22 protein-coding genes, 1 tRNA gene and 2 pseudogenes are annotated in these 19834 nt (G+C 51.8%); 20 read left to right on the forward strand and 5 right to left on the reverse strand.

What is annotated here, in order from left to right; genetic code table 11:
• Window positions 1-367 precede the first annotated feature (367 nt).
• The 18 genes and pseudogenes from IJL83_00275 (at window position 368) to IJL83_00360 (ending at window position 13420) form a co-directional block, all read left to right on the forward strand.
• A complete protein-coding gene (locus tag IJL83_00275; protein MBQ6552048.1) occupies window positions 368-727 on the forward strand; it encodes a four helix bundle protein in 360 nt (119 codons plus the stop codon).
• Window positions 728-786: 59 nt separating this feature from the next.
• On the forward strand, window positions 787-1434 hold the full coding sequence (locus IJL83_00280; protein MBQ6552049.1) for a hypothetical protein: 648 nt from the start codon (window positions 787-789) through the stop codon (window positions 1432-1434).
• Window positions 1435-2018: 584 nt separating this feature from the next.
• Window positions 2019-2564, forward strand: coding sequence for a GNAT family N-acetyltransferase (locus tag IJL83_00285; protein MBQ6552050.1), 546 nt, complete (start codon window positions 2019-2021; stop codon window positions 2562-2564).
• Window positions 2561-3128: pseudogene (locus IJL83_00290) on the forward strand (alpha/beta hydrolase). The gene IJL83_00285 and the pseudogene IJL83_00290 overlap by 4 nt, the downstream one beginning before the upstream one ends.
• Before the next feature lie 9 nt (window positions 3129-3137).
• Window positions 3138-3602: pseudogene (locus tag IJL83_00295) on the forward strand (NUDIX domain-containing protein).
• Window positions 3603-3632: 30 nt separating this feature from the next.
• Complete coding sequence (locus tag IJL83_00300; GenBank protein MBQ6552051.1) at window positions 3633-4079, forward strand: GAF domain-containing protein; 447 nt, start codon at window positions 3633-3635, stop codon at window positions 4077-4079.
• Window positions 4076-4576: a peptide-methionine (S)-S-oxide reductase MsrA gene (gene msrA / locus IJL83_00305; GenBank protein MBQ6552052.1), complete on the forward strand. Its 501-nt coding sequence runs from the start codon at window positions 4076-4078 to the stop codon at window positions 4574-4576. Before IJL83_00300 ends, msrA begins: the two co-directional genes overlap by 4 nt.
• Window positions 4577-4692: 116 nt before the next feature.
• Window positions 4693-5421, forward strand: a complete 729-nt coding sequence (locus IJL83_00310) for a WecB/TagA/CpsF family glycosyltransferase (protein ID MBQ6552053.1) — start codon at window positions 4693-4695, stop codon at window positions 5419-5421.
• Window positions 5411-6082, forward strand: coding sequence for a deoxynucleoside kinase (locus IJL83_00315; protein MBQ6552054.1), 672 nt, complete (start codon window positions 5411-5413; stop codon window positions 6080-6082). Before IJL83_00310 ends, IJL83_00315 begins: the two co-directional genes overlap by 11 nt.
• On the forward strand, window positions 6075-6938 hold the full coding sequence (locus IJL83_00320) for a DUF2156 domain-containing protein (GenBank protein ID MBQ6552055.1): 864 nt from the start codon (window positions 6075-6077) through the stop codon (window positions 6936-6938). Before IJL83_00315 ends, IJL83_00320 begins: the two co-directional genes overlap by 8 nt.
• A 59-nt stretch (window positions 6939-6997) precedes the next feature.
• Entirely contained in the window at window positions 6998-7723 is a 726-nt protein-coding gene (locus IJL83_00325; protein ID MBQ6552056.1) for a GNAT family N-acetyltransferase, read from the forward strand.
• Between the two features lie 9 nt (window positions 7724-7732).
• On the forward strand, window positions 7733-8266 hold the full coding sequence (locus IJL83_00330; GenBank protein MBQ6552057.1) for a DJ-1/PfpI family protein: 534 nt from the start codon (window positions 7733-7735) through the stop codon (window positions 8264-8266).
• Window positions 8260-8820 (forward strand): 5-formyltetrahydrofolate cyclo-ligase, encoded by a 561-nt coding sequence (locus tag IJL83_00335; GenBank protein MBQ6552058.1) that lies wholly within the window; start codon window positions 8260-8262, stop codon window positions 8818-8820. The genes IJL83_00330 and IJL83_00335 overlap by 7 nt, the downstream gene beginning before the upstream one ends.
• Before the next feature lie 255 nt (window positions 8821-9075).
• Complete coding sequence (mltG, locus tag IJL83_00340) at window positions 9076-10407, forward strand: endolytic transglycosylase MltG (protein ID MBQ6552059.1); 1332 nt, start codon at window positions 9076-9078, stop codon at window positions 10405-10407.
• Between the two features lie 36 nt (window positions 10408-10443).
• Entirely contained in the window at window positions 10444-11295 is an 852-nt protein-coding gene (locus tag IJL83_00345; GenBank protein ID MBQ6552060.1) for an NAD(P)H-hydrate dehydratase, read from the forward strand.
• 14 nt (window positions 11296-11309) lie between these two features.
• Window positions 11310-11789, forward strand: a complete 480-nt coding sequence (locus tag IJL83_00350; GenBank protein MBQ6552061.1) for a hypothetical protein — start codon at window positions 11310-11312, stop codon at window positions 11787-11789.
• A 14-nt stretch (window positions 11790-11803) separates the two neighbouring features.
• On the forward strand, window positions 11804-12949 hold the full coding sequence (gene alr / locus IJL83_00355) for an alanine racemase (protein ID MBQ6552062.1): 1146 nt from the start codon (window positions 11804-11806) through the stop codon (window positions 12947-12949).
• A gap of 129 nt (window positions 12950-13078) precedes the next feature.
• Window positions 13079-13420 carry a type II toxin-antitoxin system PemK/MazF family toxin gene (locus IJL83_00360; GenBank protein MBQ6552063.1) on the forward strand — a complete coding sequence of 114 codons (342 nt, stop codon included), beginning with the start codon at window positions 13079-13081 and terminating at the stop codon, window positions 13418-13420.
• A gap of 373 nt (window positions 13421-13793) precedes the next feature.
• Here IJL83_00360 and aspS read toward each other — a convergent pair whose 3' ends face one another.
• Window positions 13794-15554, reverse strand: a complete 1761-nt coding sequence (gene aspS, locus IJL83_00365; GenBank protein ID MBQ6552064.1) for an aspartate--tRNA ligase — start codon at window positions 15552-15554, stop codon at window positions 13794-13796.
• 149 nt (window positions 15555-15703) lie between these two features.
• Between aspS and trxA the strand changes: the two genes are divergently transcribed.
• Entirely contained in the window at window positions 15704-16018 is a 315-nt protein-coding gene (gene trxA / locus IJL83_00370; GenBank protein MBQ6552065.1) for a thioredoxin, read from the forward strand.
• A gap of 96 nt (window positions 16019-16114) precedes the next feature.
• Here trxA and IJL83_00375 read toward each other — a convergent pair.
• The 4 genes from IJL83_00375 to IJL83_00390 form a co-directional block, all read right to left on the reverse strand.
• Window positions 16115-16201 (reverse strand) — tRNA-Leu (locus tag IJL83_00375).
• 69 nt (window positions 16202-16270) lie between these two features.
• Entirely contained in the window at window positions 16271-17032 is a 762-nt protein-coding gene (locus tag IJL83_00380; protein MBQ6552066.1) for a hypothetical protein, read from the reverse strand.
• On the reverse strand, window positions 17026-17724 hold the full coding sequence (locus IJL83_00385; protein MBQ6552067.1) for an ABC transporter ATP-binding protein: 699 nt from the start codon (window positions 17722-17724) through the stop codon (window positions 17026-17028). The genes IJL83_00380 and IJL83_00385 overlap by 7 nt, the downstream gene beginning before the upstream one ends.
• Window positions 17725-17787: 63 nt before the next feature.
• Window positions 17788-19275: a DUF1846 domain-containing protein gene (locus tag IJL83_00390; protein ID MBQ6552068.1), complete on the reverse strand. Its 1488-nt coding sequence runs from the start codon at window positions 19273-19275 to the stop codon at window positions 17788-17790.
• 165 nt (window positions 19276-19440) lie between these two features.
• On the opposite strand from IJL83_00390, the gene cdd reads away from it, so the two are divergent.
• Window positions 19441-19830, forward strand: coding sequence for a cytidine deaminase (cdd, locus tag IJL83_00395; GenBank protein ID MBQ6552069.1), 390 nt, complete (start codon window positions 19441-19443; stop codon window positions 19828-19830).
• Window positions 19831-19834: the final 4 nt, after the last annotated feature.

A 19834-nucleotide genomic window follows, 5' to 3' on the forward strand; every position in this document is an offset into this window, starting at 1 on the left:
AAAAACGCGCGCGAGCCCCGTCGAGCGCGAACGTTTTTCGGGAACCGCAACGAGTTGTGTCACCTCCGCGTCCGAACCCGTTTACGGGTGACGGACGCGGGTTTTATAATACGTCATTCGGCACGCGAAAGCGTGCCTTTTTCAATGATGTTTGCCCTGTCGGGCAAATGATGTGCGCTTCGCGCATGATGCCGCTTCGCTGATGATGTGTCCTGCGGGACATTGGGGCAAACATCTCATCATTGTGAGCGATAGCGAACAACATCATTTCTGCGTCAGCAGATACATCATCAGCCGCCATAGGCGGAGACATCATTGATTTTTGCATTCAAATATGATATAATTAAACAAAAAGGAGAACGTGAGAATGAAAGAAAACAAACTTGCCGATATCTCCATGAACTTCTCTGTTCAAATAGTAAATCTTGTCAAAGACCTGAAAGCAAAACATGAGTCAGTCATCTCAAATCAGATCGGCAGAAGCGGTACCTCGATCGGCGCAAATATTTACGAAGCAAATTACGCACAGGGCAAAAAAGATTTTGTTTCCAAACTTGAGATTGCTTTGAAAGAAGCAAGCGAGACCGGTTATTGGTTAGAACTGTTGCATCGGACGGGATACATAGAAGATTCCGCATTCGATTCTTTGAACAAACAATGCACAACTATTCGCGTGATGCTTGTATCGTCGTGCAGAACCGCTAAGCGAAACATGGAATCAAATTGACAAATCGGGATTTGTGAGGATAAGTACTTGTATATTACAAAACTCACGAGGAGGTAAACATGACAGACAATAATGTGTCTCCCGGTATTTTTTATCATGGTTCTGCAGTTGTCGGTATCAAAACACTTTTGCCATACTCAAAGGCTCATAATACGATAAAAAATCCGGTCGTCTATTTGACCCCAAATGAAACGCTATCGCTGTTTTACATCTGGAACCGTCCATACAAATTTGTCACGTTCAATGAAAACGATCTGGGCACTGTCGTTTATACTGAATGGTATGATAATCAGTTTTCGGACCTTATAAAAGGACTTTCCGGAAGCATTTACGAGTGCGTTGATGATATGTGTATCCACCCTACGCATATCGCCGGAGTGTACAACTCCGAGGTACCGGTGAACGTGTCTAAAGAAACCGTGATAGACAATGTGTTTGAAGAAATAAGAAAAAGAATCGCGGACGGTCGCGTCATTTTGCGCACGTATGGGTCGCTTAATAAAGAAGAAAAAGAAAAGATTATAGAGTGTGATATGGTACGCGCGATTCATCAGCAACGTCTTTTGAAGTTCGGAACGTCCGAATACAATACGGCTTTCGGCGCGTTTGTCAAAGAGCATTTTCCTTTATCGTGGAGCATCGCCGAAAAAATGAGTGACGATGAGATTAAGGCGATGATCGACGGTTGGAGAAAAAGTGTAAAATAGCCAAAAAGAATAAGGTAACGATAAATTCCGGTTTGTAGGGACAAACGGATTGATGATGTGCTGTTTTGGGTTATTTTGTTTGTGTAAAAACGATCATCCTTGAATATATTGAAACAATGTCTGCAGCACTGAATTTGCGCCATTTTATTACTTGGGCTGTTTGTCTGTTAATCACAGAAAAAACCTCACAAAGCTTGATATTTCACTTTTGCGGTTTCATTCGTTTAAGGATGGGTATTACATAGGGAACCGAAATCAGTTGAAAAACACGTTTTTACCTATTTTATCCATTTTGCATATTCGTTCGGTAAGCGCAAAACAGGCACACCCAATTGGGTGTGCCTGTTTTGGTAGGTAATCGGCAGCGGGACTTGAAACGAGCTCCGAGCCGCCGCAGGCGACTCGGCAGCAACGCGCCGGGGGTCGCGTTGCGCAAGCGAGAATCAAGAACGATCAATAGATGTCAAGCGTGACAAAGGTTGCGAATGCGCTTCGATATAGTTTGTTTTTGCAGATAATCTTGAACTTGACTCATATATCTGTTATAATTCATTTGTTCATTTATTCATTGAGGTGCTTGCGCAATGCTTTACCGCGAAACGGTACAACTGAAAAACGGCGCAGAGCTTCTGCTTCGAAGCGCCGACGCGGCCGACGGAGCGGAGGCGCTTGCGGTTTTCAATCAAACGCACGCGGAAACGGAATACTTATTAACCTATTCTGACGAAACCTCATTTACCGCAGAAAATGAAGCGGAGCTTCTTCAGAAAAAGGCGGAAAGCGAAAAATCCGTGTTCATTTTAGCTGTTCTGGACGGCAAGGTCGTGGGGGACGCCGGTTTTGATCCGGTAGGAAGCAGAGATAAGCTGAAACACCGCGCGGAATTCGGCATAGCCATACTGAAAGAGTACTGGGGTATCGGAATAGGTTCCGCCCTGACGGACGCCTGTATCAAATGCGCGAAAGAAGCCGGTTATCGTCAGCTCGAGCTTGACGTCGTCGCGGAAAACACCGCCGCGATCGCGCTGTATAAAAAGCACGGCTTCGTTGAATTCGGGCGCAATCCGCGCGGCTTCCTTTTGAGAAGTGGCGAGTATCAGGAGTTCGTCAATATGCGGCTTGAGTTATGATTGATAATAAACGTAATACCGGCGCGGCGCTTTACGTTCACGGCAAGGGCGGCGGCGCCGCCGAGGCGGAGCGCTATAAGCCGCTGTTTCCCGATCACGATGTCGTCGGGCTCGACTATAAGACTTTCGTTCCATGGGAAACGGGGAAGCAAATATATAAGGCGGTTTCGGAGCTGCGCGAACGCTTTGGTGAAGTTATACTTATTGCCAACAGTATAGGCGCGTTCTTTTCGCTTAACGCGGGTATCGACGCGCTTCTCCGAAAGGCGTATTTCGTTTCACCCGTCGTGGATATGGAAAAGCTTATACTCGGTATGATGTCGGCGTCGGACGTGAGCGAAGAAGAGCTTAAAGCGAAAGGCGCTGTAAAGACGGCTTCCGGTGAAATGGAGCGTTCCGACGGAGATCCTTTACGGCAGCGGAGACCGGCTCGTCGCTTTTGAGAGCGTTGCCGCTTTCGCGGAAAAGTTCGGCGCGAAGCTAACCGTTATGGACGGCGGCGAGCACTGGTTTCACACCGACGCGCAAATGCGCTTTTTGGACGAATGGCTCTTGAATAATTAAGGAGGGCATATGGCTACCGATTGCGGTTTTGAAAAGGGCGGCGAGTGGTTCAGATACAGGGCCGCCGCGATAATAATAGAAGAGGGATGCGTGCTGTTCGTATCCGACGGAGGGTTTGATTATTACTACTCCGTCGGCGGCGGCGTGCATCACGGCGAAACTTCCGAGCAGGCGGTGCTCCGTGAGGTGTACGAAGAAACAGGCGTCCGCTACGAGATAGACCGCCTCGCCGTTATTCACGAATGCTTCTGGAACGAGAGCGACGGGTGCGGCGGCGTACGCAAGTGCCACGAGCTCGCTTTCTACTATCTGATGAAGCCGAGAGGCACAAAAGACCTTCCCGGCGGAGATGAGAAGCTTTCGCTGCACTGGGTTCCCGTCGATAAGCTCGGCGGCGTAAAGGCGTTTCCGGCTTTTCTAACCGATTATTTAAGCGGGGAACACGACGGAATAGAGATAATCACCACACATGATGAAAGCGCAAACGAGCGATCGGAGAATGATATGGACTATTCGCTTTTGATTTCACAGCTTGAGGCCGTAACGGACGGCGTTGATAATAACGTCACAAACCTCGCCAACGCCGCGGCGCTTCTGTATAACTCGCTCGAAGATGTCAGTTGGGCGGGCTTCTATATCGCGGACGGCGACGCGCTTATGCTCGGGCCGTTTCAAGGTAAGGCCGCTTGCGTGAGGATACCGCGCGGCAGAGGAGTCTGCGGCGCGGCGTTTAAACGCGGCGAAACCGTCGTCGTTCCGAACGTGCACGAGTTTGTGGGTCACATTGCGTGCGACGCCGCGAGCAATTCGGAAATCGTTATTCCGCTTTTCAAAGGCGGCTCGGTTTACGGCGTGCTTGATATCGACAGCGCTTCGTTGGAGCGTTTTTCCGACGGTGACAGGGAAGGGCTTGAGCGCTTCACGAAGGCGCTGGAGGCGCGGCTGGTATGAAAAAAGCGTATTTCGCCGGCGGCTGCTTCTGGTGCATCGCCTCGGTGTTCGATGCGATTGACGGCGTAACTGAAGTCGTAAGCGGCTTCAGCGGCGGCGACGAAGCGGATCCGACTTACGACGACGTCAAGACACAGAAGACCGGACACCGCGAGACCGTTATGGTATCATATGACGAAGCCGCCGTGAGTTACGCCGAGCTGGTATCGGCTCTGCTCTCTAATACCGACCCGTTCGATCCGGACGGACAGTTCATCGACCGCGGCAGATCGTATTCGCTTGCCGTCTACTATTCGGACGAAACCGAAAAAGGAATTGCGGCCAATGCGACGGCCGAACTTGAACGGGCTTCGGGCCGCAGCGTGTTTGTCGCGCTTGAACCCTTCAAATCCTTTTATTCCGCTGAAGAGTTTCATCAGAATTATCACAAGAAGCACCCGGAAGAATTCGAGCGTGAACTTCTCGAGTCGGGCAGAAAAGATAAACAGCGGCAATAACCCAGCTTTTAACGGACCGCGTAAGCGGTCTGTTTTTCTGTATTCAAACCTAAATATTACTATTGTAAATTAACAATGCTTGTGATATAATGTCAGTTATGGAAAAAGTATGTATTATGGGAATAGAATACGCGAATGCGACGCTTTCGCAAATCGCCGACGAATGCTTTGCCTATACGGCGGCGAGGGAAGCGAGAATTGTAGTGACTCCCAACGGCGAAATTGCCGAATACGCTTATAAGAATCCCGCGTTTTTCGACGTGCTTTCCGGAGCCGATCTCGCCGTCCCCGACGGCGTCAGCGTGAAGCTCGCGGCGAAGCGGTGCGGGACGCCGATAAAAGAGCGCGTGCCCGGCGTCGAGCTGGCGCAGGAGCTTATCAAGCGCCTTGACGCCGCCGGCGGCAGTCTGTATCTTTTCGGCGGCGCGGAAGGCGTTGCGGAAGACGCGGCGAAAAACATCTCCGCCGAATATCCGGGCGTAAAGATCGCGGGAACGCATAAGGGCTTCTTTGAAGACGATTCCGATATCGTTGATATGATTGGCACCGCCTCGCCGGACGTACTGTTCGTATGCCTCGGTTCTCCGAAGCAAGAGGAATGGATGGCTGCGCACCGCGGCCTTTCCTGCGGCGTGATGCTCGGTCTCGGCGGCACGCTCGACGTGCTTGCGGGCAGGGTCAAACGCGCGCCCGCGTTTTGGCGCAAGATCGGCTGCGAATGGCTCTACCGCACCGTAAAACAGCCGTCGCGCATAAAGCGCATCGTTAAAATACCCGTTTTCGTCCTCAGCAGCAGGCGCAGGACGAAAAAGCTGAATAAACAGAGGTGTGATAATGAAAGGTAAGCTGATAGTGTTTGAAGGTATGGACGGGAGCGGAAAGGCGACTCAGAACAAACGTCTTTACGACTTTTTGACGTCGTGCGGATATAAGGTCAGAAGGGTTAGTTATCCGGATTATGATGAGCCGTCAAGCGCGCCTCTGCGTATGTATCTCAACGGCGCTTTCGGGGACAAGCCCGACAGCGTGAACGGCTACGTCGCCTCCGCTTTTTTTGCCGTCGACCGCATAGCGTCTTACCTTTCAAAGTGGCGCAATGCGCTTGACGACGGTGAGATAGTTCTGCTTGACAGATATACTACCTCGAATATGGTTCATCAGGCGTCTAAACTGCCGAGAGAACAGTGGGACGAGTTTCTTGACTGGCTTTATGACTTCGAGTTCAGGAAGCTCGGGCTTCCGGTGCCGGATCTGACTATATACCTGCGTATGCCGGTGGATATTTCGGAAAAGCTTCTTTCGAAGCGCTACGGTAATGATGAGTCTAAAAAGGACATCCATGAACGTGACGTGGATTACCTGCGCAGATGCGAGGCGTCCGGTATGTATTCCGCAAAGAAGTTCGGCTGGAAAGTCATCGAATGCACTCAAAACGATGAGCTTCGCTCGATTGACGAGATCGCGGAAGATGTTTTAAGAGAGGTTTCTTTACTGCTGAATGCTTGATTTCAAAGAGATACGAATTGACGATAAAGAGCGGTTTGACAGCATTCTGAACGCCATCGACGCCAACGGTGGATTATACCCGACAGCCGACTATACGTTCGGCAATCTCTTTATCTGGAAACATAGATACGATACGCGCGTTGCGTTTGATCGGGATGCATGCTTCATTATGGAAAAGGGCGGGGAATACGCCTTTTTCCCGATCTGCTCAAACGAGGAGCTGGCGGAAGCGCTGAAAAAGCAGGGCTGCCGGAAGCTTATGTACGTCACCGACGATATGCTTGCCCGTCTCGACGCCTGCGGTATCGTATATGAAAAAAGCGAGCTGCCGCATTCGTTCGATTACGTTTACCTATACGGCGATCTCGCCGAGCTGCCGGGTAAGAAATATCATCAGAAACGCAATCATATTGCGTATTTCGAGAAGCTGTACCCCGACCATCGCTTTGAAATGATAACGCCGGATAATATCGATGAATGTTGCGACTTTTCAATCGAATGGGGTGAGCAGTCTCTTCACGGAATCGACGATGAGGAGCGGATCGCGCTCGATATGTCGCTTGAGAACTTTTTCCGGCTCGGATTTGAAGGCGGCTTGATACGGGTCGGCGGCGAAGTTGTCGCTATGTCTGCAGGCGAACGGCGCGGCGATTCATTCGTCGTGCATATCGAAAAGGCGCTGAATACCCGCGGCGCTTATCCTGTTATAAACCGCGATTTCGTGCGCAACGTGTGCGTCGGCAGTTATCTTATCAACCGCGAAGAAGATATGGGAATTGAAGGGCTGGCAAAGGCGAAGCAGTCTTATCATCCGACTTTTATGCTCAAGAAGTATTCGGTGACAATATGCGTCTGAACGAGTATACAATGCCTGCCGCCAATGGAATCGCATCGTTAATGTCGATGTCTTTCGGTATGTCGGGCGCTGAAGCAGGAGTTTTGCTTGCCGACGCGGCCGAGAACGGCGCTTGCTATGTGAAAATGACAGATGACAAGCCGGTTTCCGTTGCGCTGTGCAAGCCGGTACGTCTTCGCTTAAACAAAGAAGAGCGCGTCGGAACGTATATTTTCGGCGTTTGCACAGATCCTTCTCACCGCGGCAAAGGATACGCCGCCGGTTTGATAGAAGAAGTATGTGCCGATACGGACGCGGACTATGCGGTATTGATACCCGAAGACGATGATCTCTTTGCCTTCTATGAGCGTCTCGGATTTGCGCCAAACGGCGTCGGCGCATCATTCAACGTCACCGCATCTGAAACAGAAAGAGTTTTTATCGGCGATACCGATGCTTATTCCGAATACCTTTATTTTGCCGAAAAATGCGACAACGTTTCTATTCTCTCCGAACGTGATTTAATTGCAAGCGGAGCTCTCGCTCCGCGCACCGCGGTCATCGGCAAAAGCGGCGTGTGCTTCGTGACTTCGGACCGGCGCGTCGAAGCGTTTGCACCGCGCGAGCGCGTGAAAGGCCTCGTTTCTTCGGCGCTTTCGCTGCTCGGAATGGCATCCGCTTCGGTTACGGCGCCGTTGGATTACGCGCCTGACTGCGCCGAAACCGTGCGCATCGGCATGATAAAGCCGCTGCGCGCCGTTGATGTTCCGCAGCGATTCTATATCAATAACCTTTACAACTTGTAGGAGGAGCGTATGATTTATCTGTTTCTTGCCGACGGATTTGAAGAAATTGAAGCGCTCGGCTGTGTCGATATTCTTCGTCGAGCCGATCTCGAAGTAAAAACCGTCGGCGTTACCGGCAAAATCGTCGCCGGCGCACACGGGATCAACGTGGAAGCCGATATTCTCATATCCGAATGCGGATACGACGCCGATATGGTCATCCTTCCGGGTGGAAGCGTCGGGACGGATAACCTTGCCGCAAAACCTGAAGTCGCAGCGCTTGTAGAAGACGCTGCCGAAAGAAACGCGTACGTTGCCGCGATTTGTGCGGCGCCGACGGTTCTCGGCGGACTCGGCTTGCTTGAGGGCAGGCGCGCCGTATGTTATCCCGGGCTTGAAGGTCGCCTTATCGGTGCCGTTGAATCTTCCGATCGAGTCTGCGTAGACGGCAGATTCATCACGAGCAGGGGACCGGGTACGACCTCTGAATTTGCGCTGAAGCTTGTTGAGATACTGAAAGGACGTCAGACGGCCGACGCTTTGAGAAAGGGAATGCTTTGGTAAAGGATATTCTGCGCGCGGAGTTCAGGACGCTGCGCGATTCGATACCCGAGGCCGAGCGTTTCGCTTGCAGCGCGCAACTTGTCAAGTTGATACGTTCTTTGCCGGAGTATAAAGCCGCGCGCCTCGTGATGTTGTATTTCCCGATCGGCAGTGAGCCCGATATCCTTCCGCTTGCCGAAGCCGCCTCAGCGGACGGCAAGCTGACCGCGTTTCCGGTAACGCGCGGCGGTGTAATGAGCTTCTGTATCGCCGGAGCTTCGGATTGTGTTTGTTCCGGCGGAATGGGGATACCGGAGCCGGACGAAGCGGATTGCGAACTCGTTTCGGAATTCTCCGACGCGATATGCGTTGTTCCCGCGCTTGCGGTTGATAAACTCGGCCGGCGTCTCGGATACGGCGGAGGGTATTACGACCGCTTTTTAAAGAGGTTCACCGGTTTTTCGGTGTGCGCCGTCTTTCCTCAATTGTTTATCTCTGAGTTGCGGGCAGAGCCGCACGACGTGCCTGTTGCCTCTGCCGCGGTTGCGGGTTCGGGGATAATCCGTTTTAAATAAAAAGGCGGGTACCGCCCGAAAGCGGTACCCGGCGTATATACACATTTCACGTCGCGCTGTATCAGCCGCAGTTGGAGCAACCGTTATTGCCGCAGCCGCATCCGCCGAGGCAACCGCTGAGAAGCAGGATAAGGATTATCCATACGATGCTGTTGCCGCAATCGTCCATACATCTGCCCATTCTTTTCACCTCACATTCTGGTGTTTGGTATATACTATGCGAATTGGCGTTATTGTGTTACAGGAGTTGAGACTATGGATTTCAATCAGTCGGAATTCGAAAAAAACCTTCTGAGAAAAGCGAACGATTCGTCCGGTGACCCCGCGCCCGGACGTAAGATCGCAGTTGACGATATCAGGATTAAAGACGCGGATGACGTGCCGATAAACACCTATGAACAGGAGACTCCGCGCGATCGCGCGGCTAAACTTGCAGCGTGGGAGGCGCAGAAGGGGAGAAAGCCCTCCAAGTCCACGGGAAAAGCGGCTGATAAGGCGGAGCCCAAGACCAAACGCCCCGTCCCTAAGAGCGTCATATTTATATCCTGCGTTATCGTTGTTTCTCTGCTTCTTACGCTTTTATCGTGGCTCGCGATACGCGACTGTTTTGCGTTCCACAATAAAGTGAGCGAAGATATTCCGATAGTCGTCGAGGACGGCGAGGGACTTTCCACGATAACTTCTAAGCTTTCCGATGCGGATATAATTGACTTTCCCTTCGCTTTCCGCCTGTATTATTCATTGATAAAGAAAAATACTCAAGTTCAGTACGGTACCCACTATTTCAAGAAGGGCGACGATTACGACACTATACTTCGCAAACTTTCGCAAGCGACCGAGAGCAGAGAGACAGCAGAGTTCCTTGTCACCGAAGGAAAGACGCAGAAGGATGTCATTAGTATCATTTCAAACGCCGGATATGCGAGCAGAGCTGATCTGACCGAGGCAATAAACTTTACTCAATTTGAGGATTTCAAATTTTTGAATGATCTGCCCGAGCGTTCGGCGCGGCTTGAGGGATACCTTTTCCCGGCGAAATACGAGATCTACGCCGGCGAGAGCGCGACTTCGATTATCATTCGCATGCTTAAGAAGTTCGACTCCGTATTTGACGAGTTGATGTACGAGAGAGCTGAAGAACTCGGTATGACGGTCGACGAAGTCATAACGCTTGCCTCTATTATTCAGGCGGAGGCCGGCAGCGAAGATGAGATGCCTAACGTTTCCTCTGTTTTCCATAATCGTCTGAATAATCCGAGTTTCGGCTATCTCCAGTCATGCGCTACAGTTCAATATACGATGACGGAACGCAAGGACGTGCTGACAAAGGCGGATATATCGGTTGATAATAAGTATAATACGTACAAGTATCCCGGGCTTCCGCAGGGACCGATATGCAACCCCGGACTCGCGGCTATCGAAGCGGCTCTTTATCCCGCAGACACGGATTATTATTACTTCGTTTCCGACGGTAAGGGCACGAACGTTTTCTCGCGCTCCTACGCCGAACACGTTAAAGCAAAGAATACGTATATCAAAGACGGCGCTTTCATCAGCGGTACCGATATAACCGATTCGGACGATTAAACCGTATGCGGATACATTTCCGTAGAGGAGGATAATATGGAATACCGTGTTATCGACGACGAATACGTAGCGAGGTTTATCAAGCCGCGCCCGGAAGATGCGAACAAGTACGACTTCGGATACATTCTGTGCATATGCGGCAGCCGAGGAATGCACGGCGCCGCCGTAATGTGCGCAAACGCCGCGCTGCGCAGCGGGGCCGGTATTGTTACGGTTGCGGTCCCGCGCGAGATCGAGACCGCGGTATATCCGTGCTTTAGAGAGGTTATGGTGCGCGGATATGATAAGCCGGAGGACCTGAATCGCCTTATGGAAAAATCCGACGTTTGTGTTCTCGGATGCGGGCTCGGTAAGTCCGAACTGTCAGAAAGCGTTGTCCGGTATGTGCTCAAGAATTATGAAAAAACTCTTGTGCTTGATGCCGACGGAATAAACATACTCTCCCGCGACATAGATATTATCAAGGATACCAAGGCGACCGTGATAATTACGCCGCATTCGGGAGAGATGGCGCGTTTGACCGGTATGACTTCCGAAGAGGTCGAGGCCGACAGAGAAATCGTTTGCGCCGACACGTCGCGCGAGTTGAACGTTGTGACCGTGCTGAAAGGCGCGCAGACCGTGATTGCTTCGCCGCATGCCAAAGGCACGATCTACGTCAATCACAGCGGAAATCCCGGAATGGCTACCGCGGGCAGCGGAGACGTGCTCGCCGGAATAACGGCCGCGCTCGCGGCGGTTATCAAAGAGCCGCACCGTGCCGCCGCTTGCGCGGTATATATTCACGGGCTTGCGGGCGATCTTGCCGCAGAGGAGCTTTCCATGACCGGTATGACCGCCTGCGATATGATAGACAGATTGCCGAAGGTATTCAAAAGCTTTGAGTAAAGGGGAGACGCCCCGTGCGCAGAATACCGGCATTACTTGTATTTTCAGCGCTTTCATTTGCGCTGTTCGCCTGTGGAAATACGCAGGACGTAACGGAATATCTTTCACTTCCGTTCAGCAGCGAAGTGAAAATCGTCGTCGACTCTTCAGAGTATCTTGCTTCTGTAGAAAGAGGCGGTGCGGATCTTGTTTCGGTAAAGCTTAAATCTCCCGAAGCATTTTCCGGACTTGTCGTTTCTCTCGGCGCCGGAAGCTCTGTGGAGTTTCGCGGCTCGAAGATAGAAAACCGCTTTCCGCGCTCTGTCGCCGAACTGATTTACGATGCTTTCAGTGATTCGAACAGGACCGAGGTCATTGCGGACGGCGACGTTCAGATAGTGCGGTTCTCATCTCGCCGCGGAAACGGCAGCATCCGTGTTGACGGCTTCACTTCCGTTCCGATATCGCTTGAGTCGGACGGGGTATATATCGAATTTTCGGATTTTAAACGGTAAGGGTGTGTTAATACTTGGATCAGTATCTGAAGCGTACGTGGGCGGAGGTAGATCTCGACGCCATAGCACACAATTATAATATGATAAAAAAAGCCGCCGGCGACGCTGAGTGCATGTGCATCGTCAAGGCGGACGCCTACGGCCACGGCGCCGTTCCCGTTGCGCGCCAGCTGTTTGACTGCGGAGCCAGATTCTTCGCTGTTTCTAACATCGAAGAAGCGCTGCAGCTTCGCGACGGCGGCATTTCCGGCGGTATCCTCATACTCGGATATACTCCTCCGGAGCTCGCGGACGTGCTCTATATCAACGATATATCTCAAACGGTGTTCTCTGTTGCGGGAGCCAAAAAACTCGCTCAGGCCGCGCACGGCAGAAGCATAAAGGTGCATATCAAACTCGACACCGGAATGTCGCGCCTCGGTCTGAACGGCTCTGCCGAAGAAATGTCCGCGCAGGCGCTCGAAATATGCGGCGTCAAGGGGCTTCGCGTCGAGGGCTTGTTTACGCATTTTGCGCGCGCTGACGAGAGAAACGACGAAGCCACTTCCGCGCAGTTCGCTCTGTTCTCCGCTGTTTCAGACGCTTTGGGGGCGGCGGGAATAAAGGTGAAGTATCGCCACTGCTGCAATTCAGCGGGTATGCTGGCGTATCCGCAGTACCGTCTGAATATGTGCCGCCCGGGGCTTATTCTTTACGGACTTTCTCCGTTTGGCGGCGAATACGGCACGCCTGCCATGACGCTTAAGACTGTTGTTTCGCAGATAAAGACGATACCGGCAGGGGCTTCGATAAGCTACGGCGGCAGGTTCGTTACCGAGCATGAAAGCCGCATTGCCGTGCTTCCGGTCGGCTATGCGGACGGTTTTGCGCGTCTGCTTTCCGGCAAGGCGCAGGTGCTGATAAACGGTGAGCGCGTGAATACCGTCGGCAACGTTTGTATGGATATGACGATGGCTGACGTTACCGATCATGACGTTTCGGAAGGCGATACGGCGGTTATCATCGGCAACGACGGCGGCGAACGCATAACGGCTGAAGATTTGGCGCGCCTTACCGGAACCATACCTTACGAGATTATTTCTCTTATCGGCAAGCGCGTTCCGCGAGTGTTTCTTAAAAACGGCGAAGTCGTCGGCAGCACGGGACTGCTCGAGCATTAACAACAAATCTCATCTCCGAATAGAATGATATCGGGGCGGAAAATTTTTCGTATCATTGTTTAATCGGGTCATCAAACGGCAAGAATACTATTGAAGGCCGCTGATTCGATAAAACGGAGATGAATAGCATTGAATGTTTTCAGAGGAGATATATACTACGCCGATTTGAGTCCGGTCGTCGGTTCGGAGCAGGGAGGCACGCGCCCCGTGCTCATCGTGCAGAACGACGTCGGCAACAAATACAGTCCTACCGTTATTGCCGCGGCTATTACTTCGCAGACCGGCAAGTCGCGTCTGCCTACTCATATTCCGATATCTGCGGCGAATTGCGGGCTTGAGAAGGATTCCGTCGTGTTGCTTGAGCAGGTAAGGACTATCGATAAGCAGCGACTGAAGGAACGAATGGGGCACATAGGCGACGAATCAATGAACAGAGTCAACGAGGCGCTTTCAATAAGCTTCGGGCTCTGAGGCGGAGGCAAATCCGCGGTATATATCAAAAAAACCGGAGTCATCGGCTCCGGTTTTTCGTTATATGTATAATGTGTATAGGAGTAAAATCAACCCTGTAAACAATCTGTAGAAAAATATTTTTTCGCCGAAAAAATGAAGCGCGATATAATGCGAATTTTTCACAATTTCAACAGGGTTTTCAACAGATGGATGCAAAAAAAGATTTCCATTCAGTATATTTTTACCAATCGGATAAAACAAATAATGTATATTTTTGTCCGCTATTCACCTGTAAATCGAATGGATACGCGATTACAGGCGTTTTTTGATGTATAAAAATAAATTGTCATAATAATACCGGCTGAAAAACGGATCAGCCGGTATTCTGCGCTTATTTGTCTTCGCTGATTATTGCTATGTGGACGTCGGAGAGCTGCCGCGGATCGACTTCAGACGGTGCGCCCATCATCAGATCCTGAGCGTTTTTGTTCATCGGGAAGGGGATGACTTCTCGAATCGAATCTTCACCGGCGAGCAGCATAACCATTCTGTCGACGCCGGGAGCGATGCCTGCGTGCGGCGGGGCTCCGTAGCAGAAGGCGCCGTACATTGCGGGGAACTTCGCGCGGACGTCGTCTTCACCGAGGCCGACAATGTTGAACGCCTTGATCATGAGGTCGGGGTCGTGGTTTCTGACCGCTCCCGAACTGAGCTCAACGCCGTTACACACGAGGTCGTACTGATACGCGAGTATATCGAGAGGATTCTTATTTTCAAGCGCCTCGAGGCCGCCCTGGGGCATGGAGAATGGGTTGTGGCAGAACTCCAGTTCGCCGGATTCATCGCCGATCTCATACATCGGGAAATCTACTATCCAGCAGAATTCGTACTTTTCCTTGTCCATATGGCCGGGAACGGAAGCTCCGAGCAGTTTGCGGAGTACGCCGGCGGTTTTCTGCGCGGCGAGCTTTTTGCCTGCGGCGAGCGCTACGAAGCTGTTCGGCTTGAGCCCGAGCTTTTCGACGACAGCGTCCTTGCGGTCAAGCAGGAATTTCGAAATGCCGCCAACGAGCTCTCCGTTTTCGTCGAGGCGGAACCAGCATGCCTTGTTGCCGGAGATAACCTCGGTATCCGCTATGAGCTTATCGATAAACTTACGGGGCTCGGTGAAGCCGTGAACGACCACGCAGCGTACTTCGGCGTTTTCGAAGGGGCCGAAGCCGCAGCCCTGCATGACGTCAGTAACGTCGCTTACCGTAAGATCGATACGCAGGTCGGGCTTGTCGGTGCCGTACTTTTCCATCGCGTCGAGATACGCGATTCGCGCGAAGGGGGCGGAGGAAGCGGTGTTATACTTGCCGTACTTTGCGAAGATGGGCGGGAGCACGTCCTCGAGCACCGCGAACACGTCCTCCTGCGACGCGAACGACATTTCCATATCAAGCTGATAAAATTCGCCGGGGCTTCTGTCCGCTCTCGCGTCTTCGTCGCGGAAGCAGGGGGCGATCTGGAAATACCTGTCGAAGCCCGATGCCATAAGCAGCTGCTTGAACTGCTGCGGCGCCTGGGGCAGCGCGTAGAACTTGCCGGGATGATTGCGTGAAGGAACAAGATAGTCGCGCGCGCCTTCGGGGGAAGAGCTGGTGAGTATGGGGGTGGTAATCTCCATAAATCCGTGCTCTATCATAGAAGAACGAAGCGCCGCGACGATATTGCTGCGGAGGATTATGTTCTTCTTTACCTCGGGATTGCGCAGGTCGAGATATCTGTATTTCAGACGGGCGTTTTCGTCCGCCTCGCGTGATTTGTTTATCTCAAACGGCAGGGAATTGAAACGGCACTTGCCGAGGACGGTAACTGACGTAGGAACGACTTCGATATCTCCGGTCGCCTGCTTCGGATTCTTCGACTGGCGCTCGCGCACCGTACCGGTAACGCTTATTGTTGATTCCTTGTTGATTTCTTTAAATGCCGACATCATTTCGGCGGTTTCCGCTACGAGCTGCGTCGTGCCGTAAAAGTCGCGCAGCACAATGAAGGCGAAGTTTGATCCGACTTCGCGGACGTTTTCCATCCACCCGCAGAGTGTAACCGTTTTCCCCGTGTCCGAAAGGCGAAGCTCACCACAGTTATGAGTTCTTGACTGGAACATATCTATCCTTCTTCCGTTTGAACTTATCCTTGTTATTTTCTCACATTTACGACTGATTGTCAATAGTTAAGAGCAAATCTTACATAACGGTGGACAAAAGGGAAATAGTATGGTATAATCATATCAAAGAAACGTCAGGAGGTTTGAAAATGGCTGAATTGAAGATCACTTCCGAAAACTTCGACAGCGAGGTAACGAATTCGGAAATACCGGTTATTATAGACTTCTGGGCGTCATGGTGCGGACCGTGCCGCATGCTTGCGCCCGTCATTGCCGAAATCGCCGAGGAGTACGCCGGAACAGTTAAGGTGGGCAAGGTGAACGTCGATGAGGAGCCGGAGCTTGCTGCTGCATTCAGAGTGATGAGCATTCCAATGGTCGTGCTGATAAAGGACGGCAAAGTTGCTTCTACGTCAGTGGGATACAAAACGAAGGACGAACTGATAAGCGCGCTCGGAATCTGACCGGCATAATCTGCGGCTGTTTGAGCGGAGATCGTTTTAAGTCCCGATGAACAGCGTTAAAAAATACGGATTGACCTGATGGTCAATCCGTATTTTTGGTGCGGTCGGGGGGACTTGAACCCCCACGAGATTGCTCTCACTAGCCCCTCAAGCTAGCGCGTCTGCCTATTCCGCCACGACCGCGTGCAAGAGGTATTATAATCGAATACCCCCGAGTTGTCAACACTAAATTTTGATTTTTACGAAAAAAGTTTACAGTATATTCAGTTTGCGGTTAATGATGGCGTTCGCGCCTTCAAAGCAGCCGACGCAGAGCGCGGAGAAGAATATCGCTCCGAATATCCCGTAGTCGCTCATTGTTTTTACGGATGCCTCTCCGATAAACGCGAATACCTTTTCAAAAACGCCGAATTCGAACGTCAGATAACTCAAGCCGCCGAGGACGCCGATGATCAGTACTCCGCTGATTACCGTAGCCGGAAGCCGCTGTTTCAGGAAGAGGTGGCCGACGGCTGCGGCGAGATATACGCCCGCGACGATGACCGCCGCGATCAGAAGCGCAAGCAGGGCGGCCATAAAGTTATAAAAGAATCCGAATCCCCGGTTGAAGAATACCGTTACTATCGGCGGGAGCACGGCGTGATATATCCAGTATGAGAAAACGGAAACCGCCATTGTGCACGCGCACCATACCATAGCCGCAATGAATCTCGCGGTAAGATGCGCGCGTATCGTAACGGGCATCGTCATAGTGATTGTTCCTTCATCGCCGAGCATCGAGCGATAGACGCGCTGCGCTATAACGTACAGGGTGAGGAAGGCGCCGAGTGCCAGCACGAGATCGTTGAGTATGCGGACGACGTTTATGACGGTCTGCATGACCATTGCGTCGGATGAACCGCCGAAAAGGTTAAGCAGTCTGCCGGCGCCTGCGGCGACGAGCATAGCGGCGTAAAGCGGCAGCATAGTCTTCCAGGTAGAGATGAATTCGTGCTTGATGAGTTTTTTCAGCATTTGAATTCCTCCGTATACAAGGCGTGGACCGATTTGCCGTTATCGGCACGCATTTTCTCCGCATCTGCGTAACGCGTTATTCTGCCCGCGGAAATAAACGCGGCGTCCTGAATTATACGCTCAACGTCGGACGGAGTCTGTGACGTGATGATTACCGAGCTGTTATCCGGACGGCCGGAAACGATCGAGTCGAGGACGTAGCTTAAAGTCGCCGTATCAACGGATTTGACGGGATCGTCGAGCAAATAGAGCTTTGCGGCGCGGCTGACGGTTAGTGAAAGACGCAGCTTCTGAACGCTGCCCTTTGATAAATCCGCTAATTTATTCTTTGGCTCCACGCCGAGATCGGAGAGCATGGCGAGCGCTTTGCGTTCATCAAAATCCGCGTAGAAATCGCGGTAAACGCGCAGTATGCCGGCGACTGAATCGCGTTCGTTAAAGCCGTCTTTATCCGGAAGGAACGCGGTGATCCGCTTCGTTTCCGCTCCCGGCGTTTTGCCGTCGATGAGCAGTTCTCCGCCATTCGGCGTAAGCAGGCCGGCGGCGAGCTTCAAAAGCGTAGTTTTTCCGCTGCCTTTCGGTCCGAACAAGCCGACGATACGGCCCGGCTCGACAGTGAGATCAAGTCCGTTTACGGCGGGAGTATCGCCGTAGTTCTTTATCAGGTTTTTGCATTCAAGGATGGGGGACAAAACGCCACCTCCGTTTCTGTTCGTTAAAAGCCGCGGCTGTCGGATGGCGGCCGCGGCGAAGGATTATTTTCTGTAAAGTCGCTTGCCGCGAATTACCGGCTCGCTCGTGAGGTTTATCCCGAGCTTTTTGAGTGTGGATTCGTCAACGCTGGCGAGCATAACCGAGGTGTGCATTTCCGCGTGGCGAAGCTTTCCGAGCTGTTTCAACGCAAGGTCGGCAGTCGGATTCGTCGCCGCGCTTATCGCAAGAGCGATGAGTATTTCATCGGTGTGAAGGCGGGGATTGCTGTTGCCGAGTTCGACGGTCTTGAGTTTTTGGATCGGCTCGATGATGATCGGAGATATCAGCAGTATATCGTGATGAATACCGCCGAGCACCTTAAGAGCGTTGAGCAGCGCGGCCGCTGATGCTCCGAGAAGGGAGGAGGTTTTGCCGGTAACGATGCGTCCGTCGTCGAGCTGTATCGCGGCGGCGGGTGCTCCGGTTTCCTTTTCGCGCTCAAGCGCGGCGGCAACTACAGGACGGAAGCTTTCGTCGACGCCGGCCTGCTTCATCAGCATTTCGTTTTTATAGACGGCTTCGCTGCTGACCTTGCCGTTTTTGGCGGCGCAGACCGTGTTGTAGTATCTGCGTACTATCTCCTGATTCGACGCCTCGCATACGACTTCGTCGTCAATTATGCAATTGCCCGCCATGTTGACGCCCATGTCCGTCGGAGATTTATAGGGGCATTCACCGCCGCTGATCTGCTCAAACAGAGCTTTCAGAACGGGGAAAATCTCAACGTCGCGGTTATAGTTGACCGCGGTCGTGCCGTACGCTTCGAGATGGAAGGGGTCGATCATATTGACGTCGTTGAGGTCCGACGTCGCGGCCTCATACGCGAGGTTGACAGGGTGCTTCAGGGGCAGGTTCCAGATCGGGAAGGTCTCAAACTTAGCGTATCCGGATTTGATACCGCACTTACTGTCGTGATAGAGCTGCGAAAGGCAGGTTGCCATCTTGCCGCTGCCGGGGCCGGGCGCCGTTATGACGACGAGCGGGTGAGTTGTCTCGATGTATTCGTTTTTACCGAAGCCGTCGTCGCTGACGATGAGAGGGATGTTTGAAGGATAACCGTCTATGCGATAGTGGCGATAGACCTTGAGGCCGAGGTTTTCAAGACGCTCCTTGAAAAGACGGCAGGCGGGCTGATCGCTGTACTGCGTTATAACGACGCTGCTGACGTAGAGTCCGCAGTCGCGGAACGCATCGATAAGCCGCAGAACGTCGGAGTCGTAAGTTATGCCGAGATCGCCGCGGATCTTGCTGTTTTCAATGTCGGAGGAGTTGATGACAACGACGACTTCCGCCTTGTCCGCGACCTTCAGAAGCATACGGATCTTTGAGTCGGGCGCGAAACCCGGAAGTACGCGCGAAGCGTGCAGATCGTCGAAAAGTTTGCCGCCGAATTCGAGGTAAAGCTTACCGCCGAACTGGTCGATGCGTTTTTCGATGTTTTCAGACTGCATCGCGATATACTTGGCATTGTCAAAACCGACTTTGAACATAAAACATTCCCCCGACAAATTCTTACAAATTCAGAGATATTATATTACATTTTGCCGGAAGATTCAACTGTATTTTTGAAAATAGGAATAAAAATCTTGATATAATCGATGATTGATGATATAGTATCAATAGATGGTTATAAATAATCTCAGGAGGTGAGCTCGATGAACGGAAAAACCTTGATAGAAGCCGCACGGGATGCGAGAAAAAAGTCGTATTCACCGTATTCGCATCATTCCGTAGGCGCTGCTCTGCTGGCTAAAAGCGGAAAGGTTTATATGGGCTGCAACATAGAAAACGCGACGTTTTCACCCACTATCTGCGCCGAACGCACTGCCTTTGCAAAGGCGATCAGTGAAGGCGAACGCGAGTTTGAAGCGATTGCTGTAGTCGGAGGCGTCGAAGACGACAGGTCCGTTTGCTATCCGTGCGGCGTTTGCCGCCAGTTTATGAGCGAGTTTTGTTCCGACGATTTCAAACTATATTTTGCTGACGGTGACAATACCGTTGAATACAGATTTGATGAAATATTGCCTCACAGGTTCTATCTGTGAGGCG

It is taken from the genome of Clostridia bacterium (assembly GCA_017438525.1).
Lineage (GTDB): Bacteria > Bacillota > Clostridia > Oscillospirales > RGIG8002 > RGIG8002.

Bases quoted from the DNA above. Each gene is read 5' to 3' on its own strand.
- IJL83_00315 (MBQ6552054.1), top strand. From the start codon at position 5,411: ATGAAAGGTAAGCTGATAGTGTTTGAAGGTATGGACGGGAGCGGAAAG.
- IJL83_00380 (MBQ6552066.1), bottom strand. From the start codon at position 17,032: ATGCTGAAAAAACTCATCAAGCACGAATTCATCTCTACCTGGAAGACT.
- IJL83_00320 (MBQ6552055.1), top strand. From the start codon at position 6,075: ATGCTTGATTTCAAAGAGATACGAATTGACGATAAAGAGCGGTTTGAC.
- IJL83_00285 (MBQ6552050.1), top strand. From the start codon at position 2,019: ATGCTTTACCGCGAAACGGTACAACTGAAAAACGGCGCAGAGCTTCTG.
- IJL83_00280 (MBQ6552049.1), top strand. From the start codon at position 787: ATGACAGACAATAATGTGTCTCCCGGTATTTTTTATCATGGTTCTGCA.
- IJL83_00275 (MBQ6552048.1), top strand. From the start codon at position 368: ATGAAAGAAAACAAACTTGCCGATATCTCCATGAACTTCTCTGTTCAA.
- mltG (MBQ6552059.1), top strand. From the start codon at position 9,076: ATGGATTTCAATCAGTCGGAATTCGAAAAAAACCTTCTGAGAAAAGCG.
- IJL83_00310 (MBQ6552053.1), top strand. From the start codon at position 4,693: ATGGGAATAGAATACGCGAATGCGACGCTTTCGCAAATCGCCGACGAA.
- IJL83_00330 (MBQ6552057.1), top strand. From the start codon at position 7,733: ATGATTTATCTGTTTCTTGCCGACGGATTTGAAGAAATTGAAGCGCTC.
- IJL83_00300 (MBQ6552051.1), top strand. From the start codon at position 3,633: ATGGACTATTCGCTTTTGATTTCACAGCTTGAGGCCGTAACGGACGGC.
- IJL83_00325 (MBQ6552056.1), top strand. From the start codon at position 6,998: ATGTCGGGCGCTGAAGCAGGAGTTTTGCTTGCCGACGCGGCCGAGAAC.
- aspS (MBQ6552064.1), bottom strand. From the start codon at position 15,554: ATGTTCCAGTCAAGAACTCATAACTGTGGTGAGCTTCGCCTTTCGGAC.
- msrA (MBQ6552052.1), top strand. From the start codon at position 4,076: ATGAAAAAAGCGTATTTCGCCGGCGGCTGCTTCTGGTGCATCGCCTCG.
- trxA (MBQ6552065.1), top strand. From the start codon at position 15,704: ATGGCTGAATTGAAGATCACTTCCGAAAACTTCGACAGCGAGGTAACG.
- IJL83_00345 (MBQ6552060.1), top strand. From the start codon at position 10,444: ATGGAATACCGTGTTATCGACGACGAATACGTAGCGAGGTTTATCAAG.
- cdd (MBQ6552069.1), top strand. From the start codon at position 19,441: ATGAACGGAAAAACCTTGATAGAAGCCGCACGGGATGCGAGAAAAAAG.
- IJL83_00390 (MBQ6552068.1), bottom strand. From the start codon at position 19,275: ATGTTCAAAGTCGGTTTTGACAATGCCAAGTATATCGCGATGCAGTCT.